Genomic DNA, 20,734 nt, shown 5'->3' on the forward strand with positions numbered 1-20,734 from the left:
GCTGTTTTTATACTTTACGCTTCTACCCATATTCGTCTAAGCTGATAATCATGTCCTGAAATCTGTAACGCATAGACATCTGGATTACTAAGCTTCCTCCATGAATCGATTCCAGCATTTTGATTATAATGGTGTAAAAGCAAAGATATAATACCTCCATGGCCAACAATGATGCTATTCTCCGCATCACTTGCGCACAAATCATTCACTGCATCAATAATTCGCTCCGTTGCTTCGCTACTGCTTTCGCCGCCTTCATATTTCAAGTTGAAATCTTTATAAGTCGCTTCTAATTTCTCTAACCAATCCGGCATCGAAACAGAGCTGAGCACTCTCTCCTGCAAACGATTATCTGTCTCTAGTTTCAAATTTGCCTCTGCAGCAAACGGTTCTATCGTTTGTACAGCACGTAAAAATGGACTGGAGATAATACGATGAACATTCTTGTCAGACAAGAATGCAGCTAGCTCTTTCGCCTGCTCTTTTCCCTTTTTCGTTAAGGGGGCATCAGGAGCTTGGCCAGTCGCCTTACAATGTCGGATAATATAAATCGTTTTATTCATCTTTATTAACAATCCTTTCTGTGAAAAATTTGATTGATACGCTTAGCGTAACATGCTTTTATGATTTTTTTATTTTTTATGAACCTTTTGCTGCGCTTATTTGTATAGTCAGTAAACAGAGGATAGTAGATGAACTTGGAGGGATAGGGAGATGAAAATAAATGCATATCAAAAACGAACCCTTTATATTACAACTAGTATACTTATTGTCTTCGTAGTCATTTCATTTATCACAAATGATTGGAAATTCTTTTTAGGAGGCTATATCCTGTATTTATTCATACTACGTGTTTTGCTTCCTATAAACAAAGTGAGCCAATTTACAATGAAACCAGCTCACTTTGTTTGTTTATGGAAACAAATAACCTATTTTATTTGTTTACTCACTAGCAAGCCTTTTAATTTCTGCTTCGCTTAAGTCTGTGATCTCTGCAATGTCACTGATTGACATACCTCTTGCTATCAGTTTCAAAGCTAATTCCTGGTTCCGCTTTTTTATCCCCTTTTCTATTCCTTTTTCTATCCCTTCTTCTATCCCCTCTTCTATCCCCTCTTGCTTCCCTCTCTCTACTCCTCTTTCAAAATAAGAATTCGGCAGCTGCATGACCATTTCTTTTTCCTCTTCTGGCAAGTTTTCCATTTTCTCCATCATTTGTTCCTCCTCCTCTTTGCTTAGTTTTAAATAAGTTTCAAAATAACCATAAAGAAACTCCATTTGCGCCGGATTGATTTTCAAACGGGTAATCATACGCAGAAATTCCAACTTTACTTGGACACGCTCATGTTCTTCATAGCCCATCTGACTAAGCAACGCTGCTGCGGCCGGATTGTCTGATTGAATATATTCTTTCCAGTTTTTCTTTCTTAATTGTAATTGTAAAAAGTTAAATTGAAGTACTTCTTGGGTGGGCGTATCGACTTTGAATTGGGTCGGTTCTTCTTGGGTTCTATTATAACTCAAAACGGCGATGGGTTGAATTGGTTTGCGGTGTATGGCATAGAGGTAAGAAAAGTAGAGAAACATTCTTTCGGGGAAATCAGCTTCATGAGTAGATTGCGCTTCGGTATGAATATGCAGGATTTTGTCCTCGTGATGCAGCTTCACTTCGGCAAGCACGTCTATTTCCTTTTTGGAGCCTTCGATGTAGTCCAGGTAGACTTCCTGTTCAAGGAATGTGACGTTGGAGAAATCAATGTAGGGGTGAAGGTCGGGGAAAAATCCTTCGATGAACTCTTCGAAAAATTCTTGTATCAGCTTTTTCGTCAGCCGATCATGCTTCATGTAGTCAGCTTTTTCTTCTAATATAACTGGTGCTGTAAACAATAGAACACTTCCTTTCGTTGAATTATTTATATTTTAGCAATTATTCTAAAATAAAACCAGTATAATGATTCCACTTTTGTTTCAAAAAATGAATGAAATCAAGAAGTTCAAGTACTTTTAGCTATTGTAAAAAACTTTCACCTCTTCCTCATAAAAAAAGAGCATCGTCACAGACCAGACCATGCTCTCCTTTCCCTCACAAGAACCACTACACGAAACTTTTCCTGACTTTTCTCTAAACTTGCGGTTTCTTTCCTTTAAAGGAAACAAAGAAAACAATCAGACTCACAATAAAAGCCGCTAACGCTAACCATGAAACCGCATTGGACACGGGTATCACATCTAAGAATCCAAGTACAGCAATAATAGGCATGACTAGAATAGATCCCAGAACCTTTTTAAAACGGGCGTATCTGGCTCTTTCTTTAAATGACGTCATGAAATGCCTCCCTTTCTAATTACAAAAGGTTTTCCCGGCATCCTTGCAGCTGAAACATCATACTCCGTAAAACATCACTATAAACGACATAACAATTCGTTCATGCATACAGCTCAACAGTTCTTTTAACGAACCGAACCCATAAACCGCTCTTTCTCCAAATCCAATACTTTTTTCTGAATAGACGCTTCTTCCTCTTCTTGCTCCTGCTCATCCAAGATACGGGAGGCTGTATCCGATTCTTTGGAAAACAAATGAAAGAGATTCGCTTTCTCTCCTAACATTTCCAGCATTGCCACATCAATGCTGCCCTCTGTCAGCAGACGATACACAACCACATTCCGGGACTGCCCCATTCGATAAGCACGGCTGATAGCCTGTTCCTCCATTGTCGGTTTCCACTGTGGTTCACATAAAATGACAACATTCGCTGCCTGGATATTTACCCCGACACCGCCGGCTGTAATCTGACTGACCAAAACAGAACCTGCTTCATCCGCTGTAAAGGCATCAATCATCTCCTGTCTTTTATGATGCGGAACATCCCCTGTCATCGTTCGATAAGTTCCCTCTTCTAAATTTTCACTGACCGTCTGAATCACATCTTTAAAATAAGAGTATACCAGCACCTTATGCCCATTTTCCTTGGCATTCTGACAGATTTCCAGCAACTTCTTAAGCTTTGGTGATTTATCCGGCGTCCCGCCTTGCCAGCCTGCACGACGCATTGCCATCACTTGCTCCTCTTTCACTGCCTGTTGGTAAAACTCCTCTTCTTCTTCGCCAAATTGAACCCATTCTGGAATAATCTCCAAATCCGGAAGCTCATGTAATACGTCCTTCCGATTTCGTCTTAAATAAACCGGAGCAATTGCTTCACGGAATGCTTGTGGTTTACGCAACAGCATCTCTTCTGATAAATTCTCCGCAATTCCCGGCTGCAAGACAGAAACCAACTGCATCATTTCTTCTACTGTATTCTCAAGTGGTGTTCCACTCATAAATAAGACATACTCCGCTTCGTCTGCCAAATGATAAACATTTTGCGAACGTTTTGTATTCGGATTCTTCACATAATGCGCCTCATCCACAATCAATGCATCAAAATGATGACTGTCTTGCAACGGCAGGCTTCCAGCCAATTCAAAAGTAGTTATTAAAATACCAGTATCTTCTTGCCAAGCTTGGAACTGTTCCTCCCGATTGTTGCCATGAAAGATAAATGCCTGTAAATCAGATCGCTGTTCCATCTCTCTTTTCCAGTGCGCAATCACGCTGAGTGGACAAATAATAACAGCATGTCCCTGGTGGTTTTGCCTGAGATGATTGAGTATAGCAAGCGCTTGAACGGTCTTTCCTAAGCCCATCTCATCGCCCAGCAGCGTCTTTTTATAAAGCAAGGCATACTTCGCACCAAAAATTTGATAATTTCTCAATGTAATATGCAGTCCAGACGTATCAAGCGAATGGTTATTGACCGCTTCCACAACTTCTGACGGTAAACTTTCTGAAACATTCTCCGTATCAAAATCGGTTGCTTTTTCAATTTCTGTATAATAAAAGGCATTTTCTGTTTCGAAATGTCGCTTGAGTTCTTCTTTACTTACTTCAAAATCAAGCATATAGTCTAATTTTTGCTTAATCGTATCTAATTCCTTCTGGTGTTTATTTTTATTTAAATTGGTAAAAGCGGACCGGATTTTTTCCTTCTCTTCTTTCGTTTGAAATAAGCTTGCGAAAAATCCTTTTTGTTTCTTAGCCATTTCAATATCAGGTTTCGTTTCATTATAGTACTCCTGAAACTTATCCTGCATTTCTTCAAGAATCTTCAACAGATGCCATTTCTTATAGATAGACTCCAACAAATAAAAATCTTCATCTGAAATATCATCCGGATTCACACGAGGGATTGCCTGTTCATACACAGATGCTTTTATCCTGGAGGTTGCCTGATAAATTTGCTGCGCTGTGTCTCCATTTATTCCATCCAACTGCACCAGATCTTGTGCTGTTAGATCTGCTATATCATTCATCGTTTTCAAACCATTATCTATCAAGCTGTTTACAGGAAGCTCATTTTGCACTGTTAAGATGGTATCTAAAGGCATCTTTTTTAATTGCGCCTTTCCTGAGCTTGTTTTCAGCCTCTGCCAAATTCCTTTAATACGATCATTAAATAACTCCTCTGAGTTCATATCAATACTTCTGTGAATCCGGTTCAGTTCTGCTTCCAACCGTTCCACATCTTGTTTTGTCCGTACCATTCCAACTTCCTCCTGCTTCTCTATCTGAAACATATCTATATCTTTATATCTTTTTACCAAAGACAGCTTTGACGCATCGTTTATACCCATTGCTGTTTCTTTATATTTATGATTACATTCTGTTCTCCCAGAATAAACTACATTTTATTATTGTAGCATTGTTTAGAGCAGGTTAAAAAGGGAATACGTCCTTCTTGCTACATATTTTCCTTTGAAACACACAAAAAATGGAATCCAGATTCTAATAAAGGTGTAAAATAGCTTCTGAATCAATGAAAAAACCGCTTGATATAAGCATACCAAACGGACAGCAAAGCATTGATTTTATTTTACATAAAGCACATTCTATGTAGCGTGGTAAGAGTTATCCTTCTGAACCTTTTGAAAGAAATGCTTATAAGATTTATTTTTGCGGCTTTCCTTGATTAAATGATGGTTTCTGCTTAATAACCCCTTATAATACGCAGCAAATCCCGCATGTGGTGATCGCAAATTAGCCATTCTTTTGATTGGTTCATCTGTTTTACTCACCCTATCATCCTCCTTGCTTCAGCATATGTACAAGAAGAATTAATTATGAAAGGGACAGCAATATATAAGAGCAAGAAGCCCATTATCGCTCCCTTCAAAATATATTCTACTCCATCGATTAATTCTTACCCATTACTTCACACGTTAAATGTATTTTCCTGATTTTCATATTTTCGCAATAAGCTGCTGATCATCGTTGAAACATTTTCTTTCCTTACGGATGTAGATGCGTATTGTTCCACTTCATGTTCACCGACGCAGACGCTGTGCAAGGCATTTTCAAACAAACACTGATCATTACTGTCATTACCAAACGCAATAAATTCCTGTATTTGTAAATGATGCAATCCTCTTACTTTATTAATTCCAACCGGACTGATATCGATCGCATTTTCCCCTTTGTAATGGGTTATATTTACAGGCAGGGTGGAAAGTTCATCTATAACACGCTGCGGGGGTTGAAATAGAACAAGCTTACATAGCTTATGCAGACTTCTTAGCTCGCGATTTTGCGCTGACGTTTGATCAATATTCTTATAAATCGGATGTGTCATTTCTCCTGTAAACGCATAATCCCAATCACTGTCTGCCAAATAAGTTAACTGATTATCCTCTACCAGCGTTATAAGTTTTGTAAGCAAACTATCTTGAAAATGGATGACGTCAATCTTTCCATAATTTGACGTATATGCCCCGTTTCCCCCAACCAATTTCTCTTGTTGAAGAGGCTTCGGCAAAACCGGCAATAAATCGCGAATGGGTCTTGCGGATGCAAAAATTACTTCGTGACCTTCCCTTTTTATTTCTTCCAATGCTTGTACAATGGATGAATCAATTGTTTTTCCATCAAAACAAATCGTTCCATCTATGTCAAAAACAAAATTCATATGTACCACCTCTTTTTTAATTATAACGTACTTAGCTATTTCGACAAAATATATACAAAATGTGACAAATGTTATAATTTATGATAAAATACTTTTGGAAACGTTTTCAAATTATGTAATTACATCGTAGGAGGAATACAACATGATTACCTTTTTCATATCTATTATTCTATTAGTTATTGGGTACTTCACTTATGGTAAATTTGTCGAAAAAGTATTCGGAAAAGATAATTCCCGTCAAACACCGGCGTACGCCAACCAGGATGGTGTGGATTTTGTTCCAATGAAAAAGCAAAATAATGCAATGATTCAACTGCTTAATATCGCTGGAACCGGGCCTATTTTCGGACCGATTATGGGCGCGCTTTTTGGTCCGGTTGCATTTATTTGGATTGTTGTAGGCGCTATTTTTGCAGGTGGCGTGCATGATTATTTAACTGGTATGATTTCTATTCGAAACAAGGGAGCACATATACCAGAACTCGCGGGCAGATTTCTAGGGAAATTTTCCAAACATGTTGTAAACGCTTTCGCATTGCTGTTGCTTCTATTAGTAGGAACCGTTTTTGCTACGACGTCCGGGTCATTACTCCACGTTCTAGTTGATGGCAAGATTGCACTGTGGATTATCATTGGTATTATTTTTCTTTATTTCTTTTTATCTACCATCCTTCCTATTGATAAGATTATTGGCAGAATATATCCTATCCTAGGTTTTATTCTTATCGTCGGTACTATAGGTGTTGGCATTATGATGTTTACTTCCGGTTATGGTTCGTCTATACCCGAACTGTCATTGAAAAATATGCACCCAGATAAAGTTGCTATCTTTCCTATATTATTTTTAACGATTACATGTGGTGCTTTATCCGGATTTCATGCAACACAATCACCTATTATTTCTCGAACCGTGAAAAATGAATCACAAGGCCGTTACATTTTTTACGGAATGATGATAGCTGAGGCTGTTATTGCCATGATTTGGGCTGCTGCTTCCATGAGTCTCTTTGATGGGAATACGCTGAACAATATGATTAATGCAGGTACGCCTTCTGCTGTTGTCAATGATGTATCGATACGACTGCTTGGTGCAATCGGCGGGACCATTGCGGTATTAGCCGTTATCGTTTTACCTATTACATCTGGAGATACAGCGTTCCGTGCAGCACGTTCCGTCATTGCCGATTATATTCATTTCAGCCAGAAGAAATGGACAAATCGTTTAGCTATTGCCATTCCTTTGTTTGTTATTTCTATCATTTTAACCCAAATTGATTTTAATATTTTGTGGCGCTATTTCTCTTGGGCAAACCAGACAACTGCAGCTTTAGCACTTTGGATAGGAACGATGTATTTGCTTGTTAAGGGCAAGCAATACTGGATTTCTCTTATCCCGGCACTTTTCATTACCGATATGGTGCTTGTCTATATTCTAAATGCACAAATTGGATTCAGGCTTCCAATGAATGTATCTCATATTGGAGGAATTATTCTAACCACAGCCTTTACCGTATGGTTCTTTTGGAAAGCAAAACAAAATAAAGCAGATCAAATTGAAACGGATCTAAAGGTAGCAGGATAGAAATAAAACCTGTGTTGTTCCTCTATTGAACAGCACAGGTTTTTTGTATATATCATCATGGAGATACAAATGGTTTTATTGATATGACTCCAGCTAAAGCAAAAAAAGGAGCATCTATATGACAATAATATTATTTTTTGACTAATATCATTGTCATTTTGAAAATAATAAGTTACAATATCATTATTCAGACAAGAAATTGAAGGTGATACCTATGAAAAGCCGCTTAAAAGAGCTGCGGGCACGAGATGGTTATAACCAGACACAGCTTGCAAAAAAAGCAAAGATTTCCAGACAAACGATCAGCTTAATTGAACGTGGAGAATATATGCCTTCCCTTTTAATTGCTGTTCGTATTGCCCGTATTTTTAATGAGTCTGTTGAAAATGTATTTCAGTTTGAGGAGGAGGAATTGTAAATGAAAGCTATTTTATCTACCATTTTTTCGGGGATTATTGGTTTCACTGTCATGTATTCATTGCTTCATTTTTCTGATTGGTCTTTTGCTGGGGAATTCATCGTTATTGGCTTATTGGTTATTTCTATTATTTTTATTGGCATAAGCTTTATTCGCTTCCATAAGATTAAATCATTCAGCAAGCAACACTTTAGTGGAAATGAGGAAGATGTGATGGAAGAGAAAAAATCCAAAATGTTTACAGATTACACGTTATTCACTTTTGCCAGTTTTGCTCTTTCCATTCTTGCATTAAGTTTAAACCTTATGCTCATGCAATATGTTATTTTAACAGTTTTGTCGATTATTTTATTAATTGCTAGCTACTTAACAAACACGAAAACACGAAAATTAGTGAGATACTTAAATCCAGATCGTGATTTCAGTACAACTTCTAAGTCCGCTTCTACAGAAGAACTACTAGATTTGTATGATGATGGAGAAAAACATGTTGCTCTCAAGGGATTATTCCAAGCACATACACTATTAAATGCAACACTTATTCTTGCCATCACACTATCTACAGCATATTCGATAATCTTGGAAAGCTCTCAAGTATTTTCCGTTATTCTCATGGCAGTGATACTGTTGATCGTGAATAGCAAGTATCTTTTGGTCGTACGGAAATATTAGAATTACTTTCTTTGCTACACTTGCAGCACGCATTTATAAAGATAGCGTGTTAATAAAGAAATAGATTTTAAAAGGAGCTGCCGCAAAATGCATATCTTGCGACAGCTCCTTATTAGCTTAAATATTAATAAATGTTTCAATAATAATTTGTATATAAGCTTTTAAAATAGATTGCTGCAATAAATAGAAAAAGGACAGGAAATCCACTCCCTCTTTGAAATTGGTCAACCATGGTTTATACTCATACTAATAGTTAGAGTTAAATCGAAGTCAAGACATTCCGAAAAAATTTTTAAAGGAGCATTTACCAATGTATACTATTAACGAGGTCGCAGAGATTTGTGATCTTTCAACACACACGATACGCTTTTATGATAAAGAAGGTCTTCTCCCTTTTATTTCAAGAAATAAGAATGGAAATAGACAATTCTCCGAAACTGATTTGGAATTTGTAAAAATGATTTGCTGTTTAAAAAATACGGGTATGCCAATCAAAGAGATTAAACAATATGTTAATTTGTACAGAGAGGGCGAAGAAACCTTTCATACAAGAGAGGAAATGATGAAGGCCCATCGTAAAGAAGTCGCTCGGCAAATCGATGATTTAAAGAAGAGCTTAAATATCATTGATTTAAAAATTACCAAATCATTAATTTAAAGTGGTTAGTGTTTTCAGTTTTGATAATAAAGTAAAATTACTTAGAGACCAATCTAACTTGAAGTAAACTCTAAGTAATTTTATAAAAACATTTTTAATGAATTAATTCGTTAAAACACAGCTTCTGCTATACACAATGCCCTTGGACCAAGAATATTCTTTCATTATCTTTTTAAGCTTTTGTTGATATAGCTAATCGATACACAAATGATTTATAGGTTAGACATCCATTTGAAGGATTCTTTGACCATATTGGAAAATTAATTGATAGAGATTTCCTGATGATAGTAAATTTATATATATAAAAATTTATCACTATCAAAGAAAAGATTGAAAATAGCGGTGAGAAGCCAAATTTATGATGAACGATTGTTTAAAAAACATTAACCCTATCTTTCCTTAATCCCTTTCCCGGCAAACACTGTCGTTTTCGTCTCTTCAGGCGCAACCAGCACCGGCCAATAGAAAGCTCCACCGCGCCAGCCTTGCTCTTCCGATCCATTCTGTCGTATCAAAATCAACGACGGAACAACTCGAGCTAGGTTCCGTGCTATTTTTAATTCATCCTGCTTCGTGTCCGGAGCATCCTCAAAACGACCAGTGCTTTGACGGATACGGGTCATGTTACGATTTTGACGTAAAACGATCCAGACAAGCCCCTTTCGATTCGTGTCTGTTTCCTCCGATAAATAATGCATCACAGCACGATACGTTTCTAAATCCCAATCGTAGCCCTCTTCAAACGCATAGGTTTGATAAATCATCGCCAGCAGTTCTTGAACTTTCTCCTTTTTAACCAGGAAACAGCGGGCATCTTTGGGATGTACTGCTTTTGCTGTCTGCTTCATCATTTCTACATACTTATCTATTTTCTTCATTTCCCGCTCCAGATAGCTCTTCGCAATCGTTTGAAAACCTGTCGGCAGCATCCGTTTTCCCGGCTTTAGCATCTGCACACTGGATAATAATATTTTATTTGGATTGCATGGCAAAATCGTATTATCATAGTCCTTTTGAATAAAGGTCACTTCGCCACTATTTGCTCCAGATTCAAATGCCTGACGCAGTTCTGTATCAAATTCATGCATCTGCTCCATGACATCATAGATTCGTCTGGTTGTATAAAAACGGGTAACCGCAATGTCAGCAAGTGGACGTGCTCCGTACATTCGTGAATGCTGTAAGACGGTATCCTGCTGAAATTTTTGCGGATTCCTTCCATAGTAGAAACCAATTAAATTTTTAATCGTAATCCCGCGATCAAGGATTTGTCCACCTATAAAGAAATTCAGCGGTGTTCGTAATTTCAGTTCACCTGATTTATCTAATAAATGATCGACATCCTGTTCGGAGTTTACAATTTCAATTAACAGCTCTTCCTCTGTCAAAGCATCACGTACGTTAGAAAGCACTTCATCAAACGCAGGAAAATACATATCCTTCCTTTGTGAACGCACAAAATCCTGATAAGCCGTACGTATTAACTGGTCAACGATAGGGTCTTCTTTCTTCATTGCCACACGTAGTTGTTCCTCTATCTGCAGCATGACCTCTTCTTGCCACTGGTGTGCAGACTTCGTGGTGATGGTATGCATGATAAAAGCATACTTTTCAAGGCGCTGCCCCTCTTTTTGCTGTTGGATATTGCGGATTTTACTGCCCACCATAAAATGAATCAGTGCGCTACGGATGCCTTCATAACGCTCACCTGTAAGTAGATGGTCCACTTTCACCTTACGTTTATCACTTTTTCTTAAAATTTCTAGCTCTTCCTCCTGGATTTCATGGTAAAGATAACTCGCCATGTGTCCCTCTTCTTTGGACTTTTCAAAATACATTTCCCCGCCGACGTATTGATCATGAATCGGCACTAATTCTGTAAAAGCAGGCCGCTTCGGCTGAAAAGCTTTATGCGCATGAATGGTCATATCATCTGGTTGGAGGTATAAAGAATATGGTGTCGCGGTTACCTGCAGATAAGCGGCATCATCTAACCTTGATCGAATCTGGTCAATTTGCCCCGCGATGACTTTTAAATCGATGATATTCTTATCCTTCACATTGTCATAGGCAACGGAAGCGAAATCTGCTTCATCATCAATAAATAAAATTTTTCTTGCGGTCAAGTCGGGATACATGTCAAATAAGAGATTTTCTAACCGCTGCATATTTTTCTTCTCTTTTTTCAAGACAAATGCCAGCTTTTTCTTCAATTCAAATTTACGCAGCTTCACCGGCATTTTCATAATGTCATAAACTGCTAATTCATCTTCTTCCATACACTCCGTAAATTCACTTTCTAACCTCTCGAATGTCTGTTTGACTAGTGCATTTGAGTTTTTGGTTAAAATAATGACCACGTCAAAACCATTATCCAAACCTAACCCCATTGAACCGAGAAAAGATCTTGTCTTTCCGGATTGGATATGCCCTAAAAGCATTCCCGGCTTTTTGGAGGTAGTCGATGTTTTTAATAGGTTCGAAACGGTACGCTGCATCACGTTTTTTTCTTCTTGTTTGTAGTTGTTCTTCTGAAACAATGGTGTGAAAAACATCCCATTTGTTTTTAATTCTGATTCAACAGTTTCCATAAAGTGACTCCTTGTGCTTCTTTCATACTTTCTATCATTTTACTAAAAATCTATGATTCCTTTTTGGATACATAGGATACATATTCCTGGAAAAAGAGATCCATTAAGACGTTTAGTGTTACAAAAGATAATTTTGATATATTGCCTTTCTTCGCTATTCCCGTTGGATGATAATACAAATTATTAGGGGAATAATTAGCTAATTTATTATTTTTTATATCCGTAATCGACAAAGTGGGTATATTTTTCAGCTTCAACATTCGCATTGGATGTTCCAAATCATTCGTATCTCCGCTTAAGGATACGATAATCAGCAAATCTATATCTGAGGCAAGGCTCGATACCATTTCCAATTCACTGTAGCTTGGAATGATGATTAAATTCTTATTGATAGAAAGCATATATCTATTTAACTCATCTAACATATTTTTTTGTGCTGTGCCTGTTGCATACGCATAGATATTATTCGATTCATGGATGAGCTCGAATTGTTCCGTCAGGTCTGTTTGTTTGAATAGTTTAACCGTTATATTAATGTCATTTTGTAATTCGTCTAAATAAGTAGAGGTATCGAATGTAATCTGACTTTCCTCATCTATCTCACTTTTAATCTGATATTTTAACTCACTAAAACCCGAATAACCTATTTTCTTTGACAGTCGGACAATAGAAGCAGGAGAAGACATACTTCTTTGCGCTAACTCAGAGACATTCATATATTGGCAAATTTCTTTATTTTGAAGTATATAATTTAAAACGAATTTATCATTTTCACTTAATTGATGATAGTTTTGATTAATTTGTTTACTCAAATTATCAGCCATCTAAAAACGCCTCCATAAATAAAAGCTATATATTGATACTTTTCAACTAAAAGACTTCTTTCTTAGAAAATGGTACATTATTTTATTATACCAAAATGCGATAGCTCACAGAAAGCATTTTCATTTCCTAAGCTCGAGGTAAATTTTTTTCATCAGATGAAATTTATATCAAACTGTTAAACAAAAACCTAAACCCCTGAATTCCATTGTCTTCTCAAAAATTACTATGTTATAAATTATTTTAGCATCAAATACAAAACTTGGAGATGGTAGTAATGACAAAACAACATTCAATTGTAATTGCTGGCGGCGGGAGTACCTATACACCAGAAATCGTATTAATGCTTTTGGACAATCTGGATAAATTCCCTATCAGACAGTTAAAGTTATATGATAATGATTCAGAGAGACAAAGTACGATTGCAAAAGCCTGTGAAATTATTATTAAAGAGCAGGCGCCTCATATTCAGTTTGTGGCAACAGATAATCCTGAGGTCGGTTTTACAGATGTAGATTTTGTGATGGCACATATTCGTGTTGGTAAATACGAAATGCGAGAAAAAGATGAGAAACTTCCATTAAAATATAATGTCATCGGTCAGGAAACATGCGGCCCCGGCGGTATTGCATACGGATTACGCTCCATTAAAGGGGTTGTTGAGATTATTGATTATATGGAAATGTATTCGCCAAATGCATGGATGCTGAACTACTCCAATCCGGCTTCCATTGTGGCAGAAGCTTGCAGAAAACTAAGACCGGAATCTAGAGTGTTGAATATTTGTGATCACCCTATCGGCTTAGAAGACCGCATGGCTAAAATGGTCGGCTTAGATTCAAGAAAAGATTTAACAATCCGTTATTACGGTCTGAATCACTTTGGCTGGTATACAGATGTGCAAGACAAAGATGGAAACGATTTAATGCCACAAATAAAATCCTATATGGCTGAAAATGGATTTAATCTGAATGCCATCGGAAAAGAAACAAGAAATTCCGATCCCAGCTGGCTTCATACGTATGATATGGCAAAATTTGTTTATGAACTTGATCCAAATACGATACCGAATACGTATTTAAAATATTATTTATTCCCAAATAAAGAAGTTGAGATTGCCGATGCCAACCGCACACGGGCAAATGAAGTGATTGATGGCAGAGAAAAACGTGTATTTGGAGAATGCCATAAAATTGTGGAAAAAGGGACTGCAAAAGAAACAGCATTAGCGATTGGAGCACATGCTACTTACATTGTCGACTTAGCTTGTGCCTTAAGCTACAATACGCATGAACGAATGCTTATTATGGTTGAAAATAATGGAGCAATCAGTAACTTCGACGCTACTGCAATGGTTGAAATCGCTTGTCTGGTAGGCTCCAAAGGAGCAGAACCGTTATCTATCGGACCAGTACCGACATTCCAAAAAGGATTAATGGAGCAACAGGTAGCAGTTGAAAAATTAGCTGTTGAAGCTTATACAGAAGGCTCTAAGCAAAAATTATACCAGGCATTCGCCCTAAGCAAAACAATTCCTAGTGCGGATATTGCAAAAGATCTTTTAGACGAACTCATTGAAGCAAATAAAGGTTATTGGCCAACACTGCATTAAAGATTGGTTAATTCCCATGTATTTATAAGTGGGCTCCAAACAAAGCTTCCAGTAACCAACGTTTGGAGCCTTTCTTTCATAGGTCATACAGAATCGTTGTTTCTATTTCTATATGAGAAAAGAATCAGATTACTTGCCTTTCCTTTTAACATCTTTGAAAACGCTTAAAACAATAAGAGGAGGAATTTTAGATGTTACAAAAAATTCAACGGTTCGGAGGGGCCATGTTTACTCCTGTACTGTTATTTGCATTTGCCGGTATCATGGTTGCATTAGCTTCCGTGTTTCAGAACCCTCTTATCATGGGGTCATTGGCTAACGAAGATACACTATGGTTTCAATTATGGGATATCGTCGCATCAGGGGCTTGGACAGTATTCCGACAAATGGAGCTGTTATTTGTCATCGGACTTCCCATTGGGTTGGCCAAAAAAGCACATGCCCGAGCAGTCATGGAATCTTTGGTCATCTACTTAACCTTTAATTACTTTATATCCTCTATTTTACAATATTTTGGAGGTTCATTTGGGGTTGATTTTTCTGCTGATCCAGAAGCCAGTGAAACAACAGGTCTTACATTGATTGCAGGAATTAAAACATTAGACACCAGTATCATTGGATCTATCGCAATAGCCGCTTTAGTCGTATGGCTTCACAATAGATATTTTGATAAAAAACTTCCGGAATGGCTCGGAATTTTCCAAGGTTCAGCTTATGTGGTCATCCTAGGTTTTATTGTCACTTTACCTTTGGCTTTTCTGACATGCTTGATATGGCCAATGGTGCAAAATGGAATAAATTCTTTACAAGCATTCTTTATCAGTTCTGGATCAGTTGGTATTTTTGTGTATAGCTTCCTTGTCCGAATATTGATTCCAACAGGATTACACCATTTCGTCTATGCACCTTTTATGTTAGGGCCTGCAATTGTCAGCGAAGGAATTCAGGTGAACTGGTTAAATCATCTTTCTGAATTTGCCCAGTCACAAGAATCATTAAAAACCTTATTTCCTGCCGGAGGTTTTTCTCTATATGGATGTGTAAAAATGTTTGCTCCTCCAGGCATTGCCTTTGCCTTTTATAAAACGGCAAAACCGGAGAATCGGAAAAAAGTATTAGCGCTAGTGGTTCCAGCAACCATCACAGCTGTTGTCGCAGGAATTACAGAACCAATTGAATTCACGTTCCTTTTCATAGCTCCTGTTCTCTTTGTGGTTTATTCTCTATTAGGGGCAATTATGGCTGTTGTTATGTACCAATTTGGGGTCAGCGGAGATTTTAGCAGCGGTCTGATTAACAGTGCTGCCAGAAACTGGATTCCACTATTTGGAAACCATTGGGATACTTACGTTATTCAATTTATAATAGGTATTGCTTTTGTCTTTATCTATTACTATGTCTTTAAGTATCTTATTTTAAAGATGAAATTGCAGACACCTGGACGAGAAGATACAGGAAATGTCAAATTATATACTAAAAAAGATTATAAAGAGAAAAAGAATGAAACAGAGGATGATGGTCCAAAACCGAAACCATCGGAAAACAAAGAAAAGGCAATGTTATTTTTAGAAGGTCTGGGCGGTGCAGAAAATATTGAATCTGTCACCAACTGTGCTACCCGTTTAAGACTAAACGTAAATGACCCTTCCCTTGTAGAAGATGATGCCTTTTTCAAAGAGGCAGGAGGTATGGGTCTGGTAAAAAATAACAACGCTATTCAAATTATTGTGGGACTTTCCGTTCCAAACGTCAGAGAAGAATTTGAAGCATTATTGAATCAACAAGACTCTACTGAATAAATGAAAATTATCATTTCGTTTATTAAACGAAGGGAGGAGCACGAATCTTCCTTCCTTCGTTCATTCTAAACAGGAGGTATTTACACTTTGAAAAATCAACACGCTGTCCAACATCCAAAAAGATATATCAACTCTTTGATCATTTTCTATCTCCTTCTTCCTTTTGCCTATCTAGGTTATGTCATGTTTTCAATGAGTCAAACCAATAACAACTATTATGATTTCCTTTATAGCGATCCATTAAATCCCATTCTTTTATTATCTGTCATGATATGTCTCATTTGGGCTTATATACTATGGAAACTAAAAGAACAAAACCAATATACGGCACTTCCATCTTATTTAATGTGTATAGCTATATCACAGCTATTTATTGGTAATATTGTTGGAGTGGTCTTTACGTTTATTACAAGAGTAAAAACAAAATCATTCCATTCAGATTCAAGTACGCAAGAAGGAATGCTGCAATGTAAACTGCTCGCACTCTTAAATATCGTTCTAACCCTTATTGTAGTTATCGCCTTTATTAGATTATCTTTCTAGCTTACCTTAGTAGTTATACTCCTATCACTTATTCTTTCGTCCATTCTATAATCATTTCAAGCACATTTTGTCGGCCAAAACCGGCATTTTTTGTTGATAACAGAAGAAATAACTGGACATATGATTTTTATGCTTTCTATTGATTTCTCCAATAAAGCGAAAGTTAAATTCCTTAAAAAATAGATTTTATTCAAAGATGATGTCTCCAAAAGAATATGAAACGTTTAAACTATTTTATGCTCTTTTAATCATGTTCTTGCGAGATTGGAAAAGAAAAGCTACAATGAAAAGCGGACATAGAAGCTAACTTGTATCACCACGATAGATTTTTTAAGTAATGAGGATGATTAAAAATCGAATCTTTTTCTCTTTTAAAATAAAAAATACGACAATGAAATCCTTCTATTTAGATAATAGAAGGATTTCATAAGGCTATATTGACAAGGATACAGTAATAAACTTTATCCTTTTTTGACCGTAAATAATGAGGAGTTATCAATATGAGTACAGTAAAGAACGAAAGCTATTATAAGATTCTTGGCACAACAGCAAATATTGGCCAGGCAAGAATTGAAGAAAAGTATCTGGAGGCTTTGGAGAAACATCCGCTGGAAACAGATCCTGAAGCCCATAATAAAATACAGGAAGCTTACGACGTTTTAAAAGATCCTGAAAAAAGAGCTGCCTATGATGAGGCGCGTAAAAATAACAAGAACAAAAAGACACAAACAAAACAAGTGGAAACGGATGCCCCTGCAAAAGCGGAGCAACACCATATAGAGGAAGCAGAAACCGAAGCAAGCGATACAACACAGCATCATGAAGCAGAACAATTAATTATCGATGCGAAAAAAGCTATGGATAACGAAGACAATCAAACAGCATTTGAACTTTATAAAAAAATAAATCAACTTGTACCTGACAGCGGAGAAGTAAAGTTCAAGCTATTAAAGCTTGCTAGTCTAAATGATGATGTAGACGAGATGGAAAAAGTATTTTCGGAGATTCTGCCTCTTGCTGCAAGTGATGAAGAATTGCAAGTGATTTATAATTTAAAAGCTGGTATATATCGAGATAATGGCTATCTGGATAAAGCCATTGAAACCTACGAGCAATTATTTCAAATTTTTCCTGAACAAACCGTGATGTTTGTTCCAGCTTTAGCAGATTTGTATATTCATACAGGCCAATCAGACCAAGCAATGCAGCTGATGGAGCAGTCACAACCTCGGGAAGAAGAAGATACAAGAACGATCACATCCTTCTATCTGTCTTGGATTAACCTGATTATTACCACAGAAAAATGGTCTCTCTTATCTAAAGTGATATCCAAATTAAAAAAACACATCAAGCATATCTCAGACGATGTGGAACAAAATGAATTAAAAAATGAACTAATGGAGCAGTATAGGTATTTTCATCAAGAAGCACTTTTTCAAGAGGCTGAAATCTATATCAGTTTGGCAAATGCTCTCAAACTGCCGGAAAATAATGATATAAAAAAAGCGCATCAGGAAACGAAAAAACAAGCAAATCTGCAGAAAGATATCCGCAAGTTGTTTCATGATAAAAATGTCCATCAGTTGCTTTACTATAAAGCATATGAATGGTTCTATACCGGGAAAATAGCACCTGCCAAAATATTGACTGTCACCAAAGAGTTACCTATTTCTGTAAGGCAGCAACTTGAAAGCGACAAAGAGAGCTACGCTGCAGGCATTCTGCAATTGAAGAAGAAGTATCCGCTTATTTATAAATCGTATCAGGATAAATGGAATAGCCTGTTTGAGCAGTTGACTGCAGGGCTCAGCAGACAGGAAAAAAGAAAATTAGGTAAGAAGAAATAAGGAATTTCCAAAGGAACAAAGCTGTCACTTTCATCTATTATGTCATGAAGGTGGCAGCTTTTTATAAGTACAAATTTATTGGTTTTTATCTTAAATAATTTAAAATAAAATGCTAATATATTAAGATAAATTTCAAAATTATATTCTGGTTACTTCAATTTGTTTAGTATAATAAGATTAAACTCGGACAATCATTTTACCAATCAATTGCAGCAGTCGTATATTTTCTCAGATATTTTGGAAGGAGCGGGTTTCATTCATGGAATATCCACTGTATAAAATCAAAGAAAACATTGATCATATTGATGATTATAAATTACCTCAACAAGCGTATTTAATACTTAAGTCAGCTATTCGAGAGTTAATTCTATCACCAGGAAGTATGTTTTTAGAACGTGAAATAACTACATTTCTAGAAATGAGCAGAACGCCCGTGAGAGAAGCATTTGTACGTTTGGAAACAGAAGGATTAATCCGTTTAGTCCCGCGTAAAGGATTTGTTGTAGAACCAATACGCCCAGAGGATTTACAAGAAATTTATAGTGTTATCGTAGCACTTGATGGAATTGCTGCAGAAGCGGCAACCCGACAGGCTACAAATAATGACATACAACAACTGCAAAGTATGATTGAAGAACAGCTGGAAGCTTTGCATAATAAAGATTTAGAACGTTGGTCAAAACTGGATGATGTATTTCATCGCCGCATTCTAAACTTAGCTTCGAACCAGCGGCTATCTAATACCTATGAAACATTCGATGACCAATGCCACCGTGCAAGGCTTTATACGATTCATCAAAGACCTTTGCCAACACATTCCATTCAAGAACATAAAGCCATCGTCGCCTGTATGATTGCTAAAAATGAACAAGCAGCAAAATATGTTATGCAAGAACATCGAAATAGATCACACGCTGAGATTTTAAATGTACTACGTAAAGAAAACTAGCAGAGAAGGTTATCACGCCTATCTGCTAGTTTTTTATTAATGAATACATTAAATACTATATAAGGCATAAATAAATATTTTTTTAATAAAATATTGACTTTAATGTATACATTGTATAAGATGTAAATAACTTAATAAAGGGGGAAGCATGATGACAAAAACGTTTAATCTTGCAGTGATTCCAGGTGACGGTATTGGAAAAGAAGTAATTGCAGCAGGGATGAAAGTTTTAACTTATTTGGAAGAACAGTCAAATGGTAAGTTTAGATTTGAAAGCGATTACTTCGATTGGGGAAGTGATTACTATTTGGAACACGGAAGTATGATTCCAGAAGACGGAGTAGAAACTTTAAAAGATTATGACGCCATTTATTTTGGAGCTGTAGGCGATCCTCGTGTGCCTGACCACGTTAGTTTATGGGGACTTCGTATAGCAATTTGTCAAGGGCTGGATCAATGGGCCAATATCAGACCAGTTGAATTCCTACCTGGAATTCAACATCGAATCGCCCACCCAGACCCAGAAAGCCTTAACTGGATACTAGTACGTGAAAATTCGGAAGGTGAATATTCTGGAATTGGAGGCAGAAACTTTAGCGCTCGTCCGGATGAAAGAGAAGTAGCTATTCAATCTTCTATTTTTACAGAGTATGGGTGTGAACGTATTATCCGCTTTGCATTTGATCTTGCTCGTAACCGGAAGCGCAAGAAAGTAACTAGTGTTACAAAAAGTAATGCACAACAATATGGAATGGTTTTATGGGATGAAGTATTTGAGCGTGTTAGCAAAGAATATCCAGATGTTGAGACCGACCAATGGCTAGTAGATGCTATGGCTGCCCAATTTGTGCTTCACCCTGATGATTTAGAAGTAGTAGTTGCATCTAATCTATTCGCTGATATTTTATCTGATTTAGGAAGTGCTCTAGCAGGGAGTCTAGGCATTGCCTCTAGTGCTAATTTACAAATTGATAAACGTTTCCCAAGCATGTTCGAATCTGTACACGGATCAGCTCCGGATATTGCAGGAAAAGGAGTTGCAAACCCCATCGGAACTATTGCCAGTGCTGCTTTAATGCTGGAAGACATAGGGTTACATGAAGAAGCAAATAATGTCCAACAAGCTATTCGCCGTACAACTGAACAGGGTATTATTACGCGAGATATTGGCGGTTCGAGTAACACAGAAGAGATTACGAATGCCATTATTCAAAACCTGACAGTTTAATTTAT

General features: G+C 36.9%; 18 protein-coding genes. 10 read left to right on the plus strand and 8 right to left on the minus strand.

The genetic code is table 11. The features are described 5' to 3' along the window. Window positions 1–14: 14 nt before the first annotated feature. The 6 genes from B7E05_RS19950 to B7E05_RS19975 all read right to left on the minus strand — a co-directional run bounded on the left by B7E05_RS19950 (window position 15) and on the right by B7E05_RS19975 (window position 6,008). Window positions 15–563, minus strand: coding sequence for a histidine phosphatase family protein (locus tag B7E05_RS19950; protein ID WP_080875849.1), 549 nt, complete (start codon window positions 561–563; stop codon window positions 15–17). 379 nt (window positions 564–942) lie between these two features. Next, window positions 943–1,887 carry an Rpn family recombination-promoting nuclease/putative transposase gene (locus B7E05_RS19955; RefSeq protein ID WP_080875850.1) on the minus strand — a complete coding sequence of 315 codons (945 nt, stop codon included), beginning with the start codon at window positions 1,885–1,887 and terminating at the stop codon, window positions 943–945. 235 nt (window positions 1,888–2,122) lie between these two features. Then, on the minus strand, window positions 2,123–2,326 hold the full coding sequence (locus B7E05_RS19960) for a hypothetical protein (protein WP_080875851.1): 204 nt from the start codon (window positions 2,324–2,326) through the stop codon (window positions 2,123–2,125). Window positions 2,327–2,451: 125 nt separating this feature from the next. After that, complete coding sequence (locus tag B7E05_RS19965) at window positions 2,452–4,590, minus strand: DEAD/DEAH box helicase (RefSeq protein WP_179134597.1); 2,139 nt, start codon at window positions 4,588–4,590, stop codon at window positions 2,452–2,454. A 345-nt stretch (window positions 4,591–4,935) separates the two neighbouring features. Next, window positions 4,936–5,121: a hypothetical protein gene (locus B7E05_RS19970; protein WP_080875853.1), complete on the minus strand. Its 186-nt coding sequence runs from the start codon at window positions 5,119–5,121 to the stop codon at window positions 4,936–4,938. Between the two features lie 137 nt (window positions 5,122–5,258). Next, window positions 5,259–6,008: an HAD-IIB family hydrolase gene (locus B7E05_RS19975; protein WP_080875854.1), complete on the minus strand. Its 750-nt coding sequence runs from the start codon at window positions 6,006–6,008 to the stop codon at window positions 5,259–5,261. A gap of 142 nt (window positions 6,009–6,150) precedes the next feature. On the opposite strand from B7E05_RS19975, the gene B7E05_RS19980 reads away from it, so the two are divergent. The 4 genes from B7E05_RS19980 to B7E05_RS19995 all read left to right on the plus strand — a co-directional run bounded on the left by B7E05_RS19980 (window position 6,151) and on the right by B7E05_RS19995 (window position 9,338). Beyond that, complete coding sequence (locus B7E05_RS19980) at window positions 6,151–7,590, plus strand: carbon starvation CstA family protein (protein WP_080875855.1); 1,440 nt, start codon at window positions 6,151–6,153, stop codon at window positions 7,588–7,590. Between the two features lie 214 nt (window positions 7,591–7,804). Further along, window positions 7,805–8,008 carry a helix-turn-helix transcriptional regulator gene (locus tag B7E05_RS19985; protein ID WP_080875856.1) on the plus strand — a complete coding sequence of 68 codons (204 nt, stop codon included), beginning with the start codon at window positions 7,805–7,807 and terminating at the stop codon, window positions 8,006–8,008. Continuing rightward, window positions 8,009–8,680 (plus strand): DUF3169 family protein, encoded by a 672-nt coding sequence (locus tag B7E05_RS19990; RefSeq protein WP_080875857.1) that lies wholly within the window; start codon window positions 8,009–8,011, stop codon window positions 8,678–8,680. Window positions 8,681–8,990: 310 nt separating this feature from the next. After that, window positions 8,991–9,338 (plus strand): MerR family transcriptional regulator, encoded by a 348-nt coding sequence (locus B7E05_RS19995; RefSeq protein WP_080875858.1) that lies wholly within the window; start codon window positions 8,991–8,993, stop codon window positions 9,336–9,338. A gap of 389 nt (window positions 9,339–9,727) precedes the next feature. Here B7E05_RS19995 and B7E05_RS20000 read toward each other — a convergent pair whose 3' ends face one another. Together B7E05_RS20000 and B7E05_RS20005 are read right to left on the minus strand one after the other, a co-directional pair. Beyond that, window positions 9,728–11,929 carry a Z1 domain-containing protein gene (locus B7E05_RS20000; RefSeq protein WP_080875859.1) on the minus strand — a complete coding sequence of 734 codons (2,202 nt, stop codon included), beginning with the start codon at window positions 11,927–11,929 and terminating at the stop codon, window positions 9,728–9,730. 50 nt (window positions 11,930–11,979) lie between these two features. Beyond that, the gene (locus B7E05_RS20005) at window positions 11,980–12,753 is read right to left on the minus strand and encodes a MurR/RpiR family transcriptional regulator (RefSeq protein WP_080875860.1); all 774 of its coding nucleotides are present in this window, start codon (window positions 12,751–12,753) and stop codon (window positions 11,980–11,982) included. 275 nt (window positions 12,754–13,028) lie between these two features. Between B7E05_RS20005 and B7E05_RS20010 the strand changes: the two genes are divergently transcribed. The 6 genes from B7E05_RS20010 (at window position 13,029) to B7E05_RS20035 (ending at window position 20,729) form a co-directional block, all read left to right on the plus strand. Then, entirely contained in the window at window positions 13,029–14,363 is a 1,335-nt protein-coding gene (locus tag B7E05_RS20010) for a 6-phospho-alpha-glucosidase (protein WP_080875861.1), read from the plus strand. 191 nt (window positions 14,364–14,554) lie between these two features. Beyond that, on the plus strand, window positions 14,555–16,162 hold the full coding sequence (locus B7E05_RS20015) for an alpha-glucoside-specific PTS transporter subunit IIBC (protein ID WP_080875862.1): 1,608 nt from the start codon (window positions 14,555–14,557) through the stop codon (window positions 16,160–16,162). An 87-nt stretch (window positions 16,163–16,249) separates the two neighbouring features. Further along, a complete protein-coding gene (locus B7E05_RS20020; RefSeq protein WP_080875863.1) occupies window positions 16,250–16,705 on the plus strand; it encodes a hypothetical protein in 456 nt (151 codons plus the stop codon). 500 nt (window positions 16,706–17,205) lie between these two features. Next, window positions 17,206–18,552: a J domain-containing protein gene (locus tag B7E05_RS20025; RefSeq protein ID WP_080875864.1), complete on the plus strand. Its 1,347-nt coding sequence runs from the start codon at window positions 17,206–17,208 to the stop codon at window positions 18,550–18,552. A gap of 259 nt (window positions 18,553–18,811) precedes the next feature. Continuing rightward, window positions 18,812–19,501, plus strand: coding sequence for a GntR family transcriptional regulator (locus B7E05_RS20030; protein ID WP_080875865.1), 690 nt, complete (start codon window positions 18,812–18,814; stop codon window positions 19,499–19,501). Window positions 19,502–19,649: 148 nt separating this feature from the next. Then, window positions 19,650–20,729: a tartrate dehydrogenase gene (locus B7E05_RS20035; protein ID WP_080875866.1), complete on the plus strand. Its 1,080-nt coding sequence runs from the start codon at window positions 19,650–19,652 to the stop codon at window positions 20,727–20,729. Window positions 20,730–20,734: the final 5 nt, after the last annotated feature.

Origin of the sequence: Oceanobacillus timonensis (genome assembly GCF_900166635.1) — a bacterium.
In the GTDB taxonomy this organism is placed as follows: Bacteria; Bacillota; Bacilli; order Bacillales; family Amphibacillaceae; genus Oceanobacillus; species Oceanobacillus timonensis.

What these genes read in the sequence shown, in the direction of transcription:
- B7E05_RS19965 (WP_179134597.1), bottom strand. Translation starts at nt 4,590, where the DNA reads ATGGTACGGACAAAACAAGATGTGGAACGGTTGGAAGCAGAACTGAAC.
- B7E05_RS19980 (WP_080875855.1), top strand. Translation starts at nt 6,151, where the DNA reads ATGATTACCTTTTTCATATCTATTATTCTATTAGTTATTGGGTACTTC.
- B7E05_RS20010 (WP_080875861.1), top strand. Translation starts at nt 13,029, where the DNA reads ATGACAAAACAACATTCAATTGTAATTGCTGGCGGCGGGAGTACCTAT.
- B7E05_RS20030 (WP_080875865.1), top strand. Translation starts at nt 18,812, where the DNA reads ATGGAATATCCACTGTATAAAATCAAAGAAAACATTGATCATATTGAT.
- B7E05_RS19995 (WP_080875858.1), top strand. Translation starts at nt 8,991, where the DNA reads ATGTATACTATTAACGAGGTCGCAGAGATTTGTGATCTTTCAACACAC.
- B7E05_RS19950 (WP_080875849.1), bottom strand. Translation starts at nt 563, where the DNA reads ATGAATAAAACGATTTATATTATCCGACATTGTAAGGCGACTGGCCAA.
- B7E05_RS20025 (WP_080875864.1), top strand. Translation starts at nt 17,206, where the DNA reads ATGAGTACAGTAAAGAACGAAAGCTATTATAAGATTCTTGGCACAACA.
- B7E05_RS19975 (WP_080875854.1), bottom strand. Translation starts at nt 6,008, where the DNA reads ATGAATTTTGTTTTTGACATAGATGGAACGATTTGTTTTGATGGAAAA.
- B7E05_RS19985 (WP_080875856.1), top strand. Translation starts at nt 7,805, where the DNA reads ATGAAAAGCCGCTTAAAAGAGCTGCGGGCACGAGATGGTTATAACCAG.
- B7E05_RS20015 (WP_080875862.1), top strand. Translation starts at nt 14,555, where the DNA reads ATGTTACAAAAAATTCAACGGTTCGGAGGGGCCATGTTTACTCCTGTA.
- B7E05_RS20035 (WP_080875866.1), top strand. Translation starts at nt 19,650, where the DNA reads ATGATGACAAAAACGTTTAATCTTGCAGTGATTCCAGGTGACGGTATT.
- B7E05_RS20000 (WP_080875859.1), bottom strand. Translation starts at nt 11,929, where the DNA reads ATGGAAACTGTTGAATCAGAATTAAAAACAAATGGGATGTTTTTCACA.
- B7E05_RS19960 (WP_080875851.1), bottom strand. Translation starts at nt 2,326, where the DNA reads ATGACGTCATTTAAAGAAAGAGCCAGATACGCCCGTTTTAAAAAGGTT.
- B7E05_RS20005 (WP_080875860.1), bottom strand. Translation starts at nt 12,753, where the DNA reads ATGGCTGATAATTTGAGTAAACAAATTAATCAAAACTATCATCAATTA.
- B7E05_RS19990 (WP_080875857.1), top strand. Translation starts at nt 8,009, where the DNA reads ATGAAAGCTATTTTATCTACCATTTTTTCGGGGATTATTGGTTTCACT.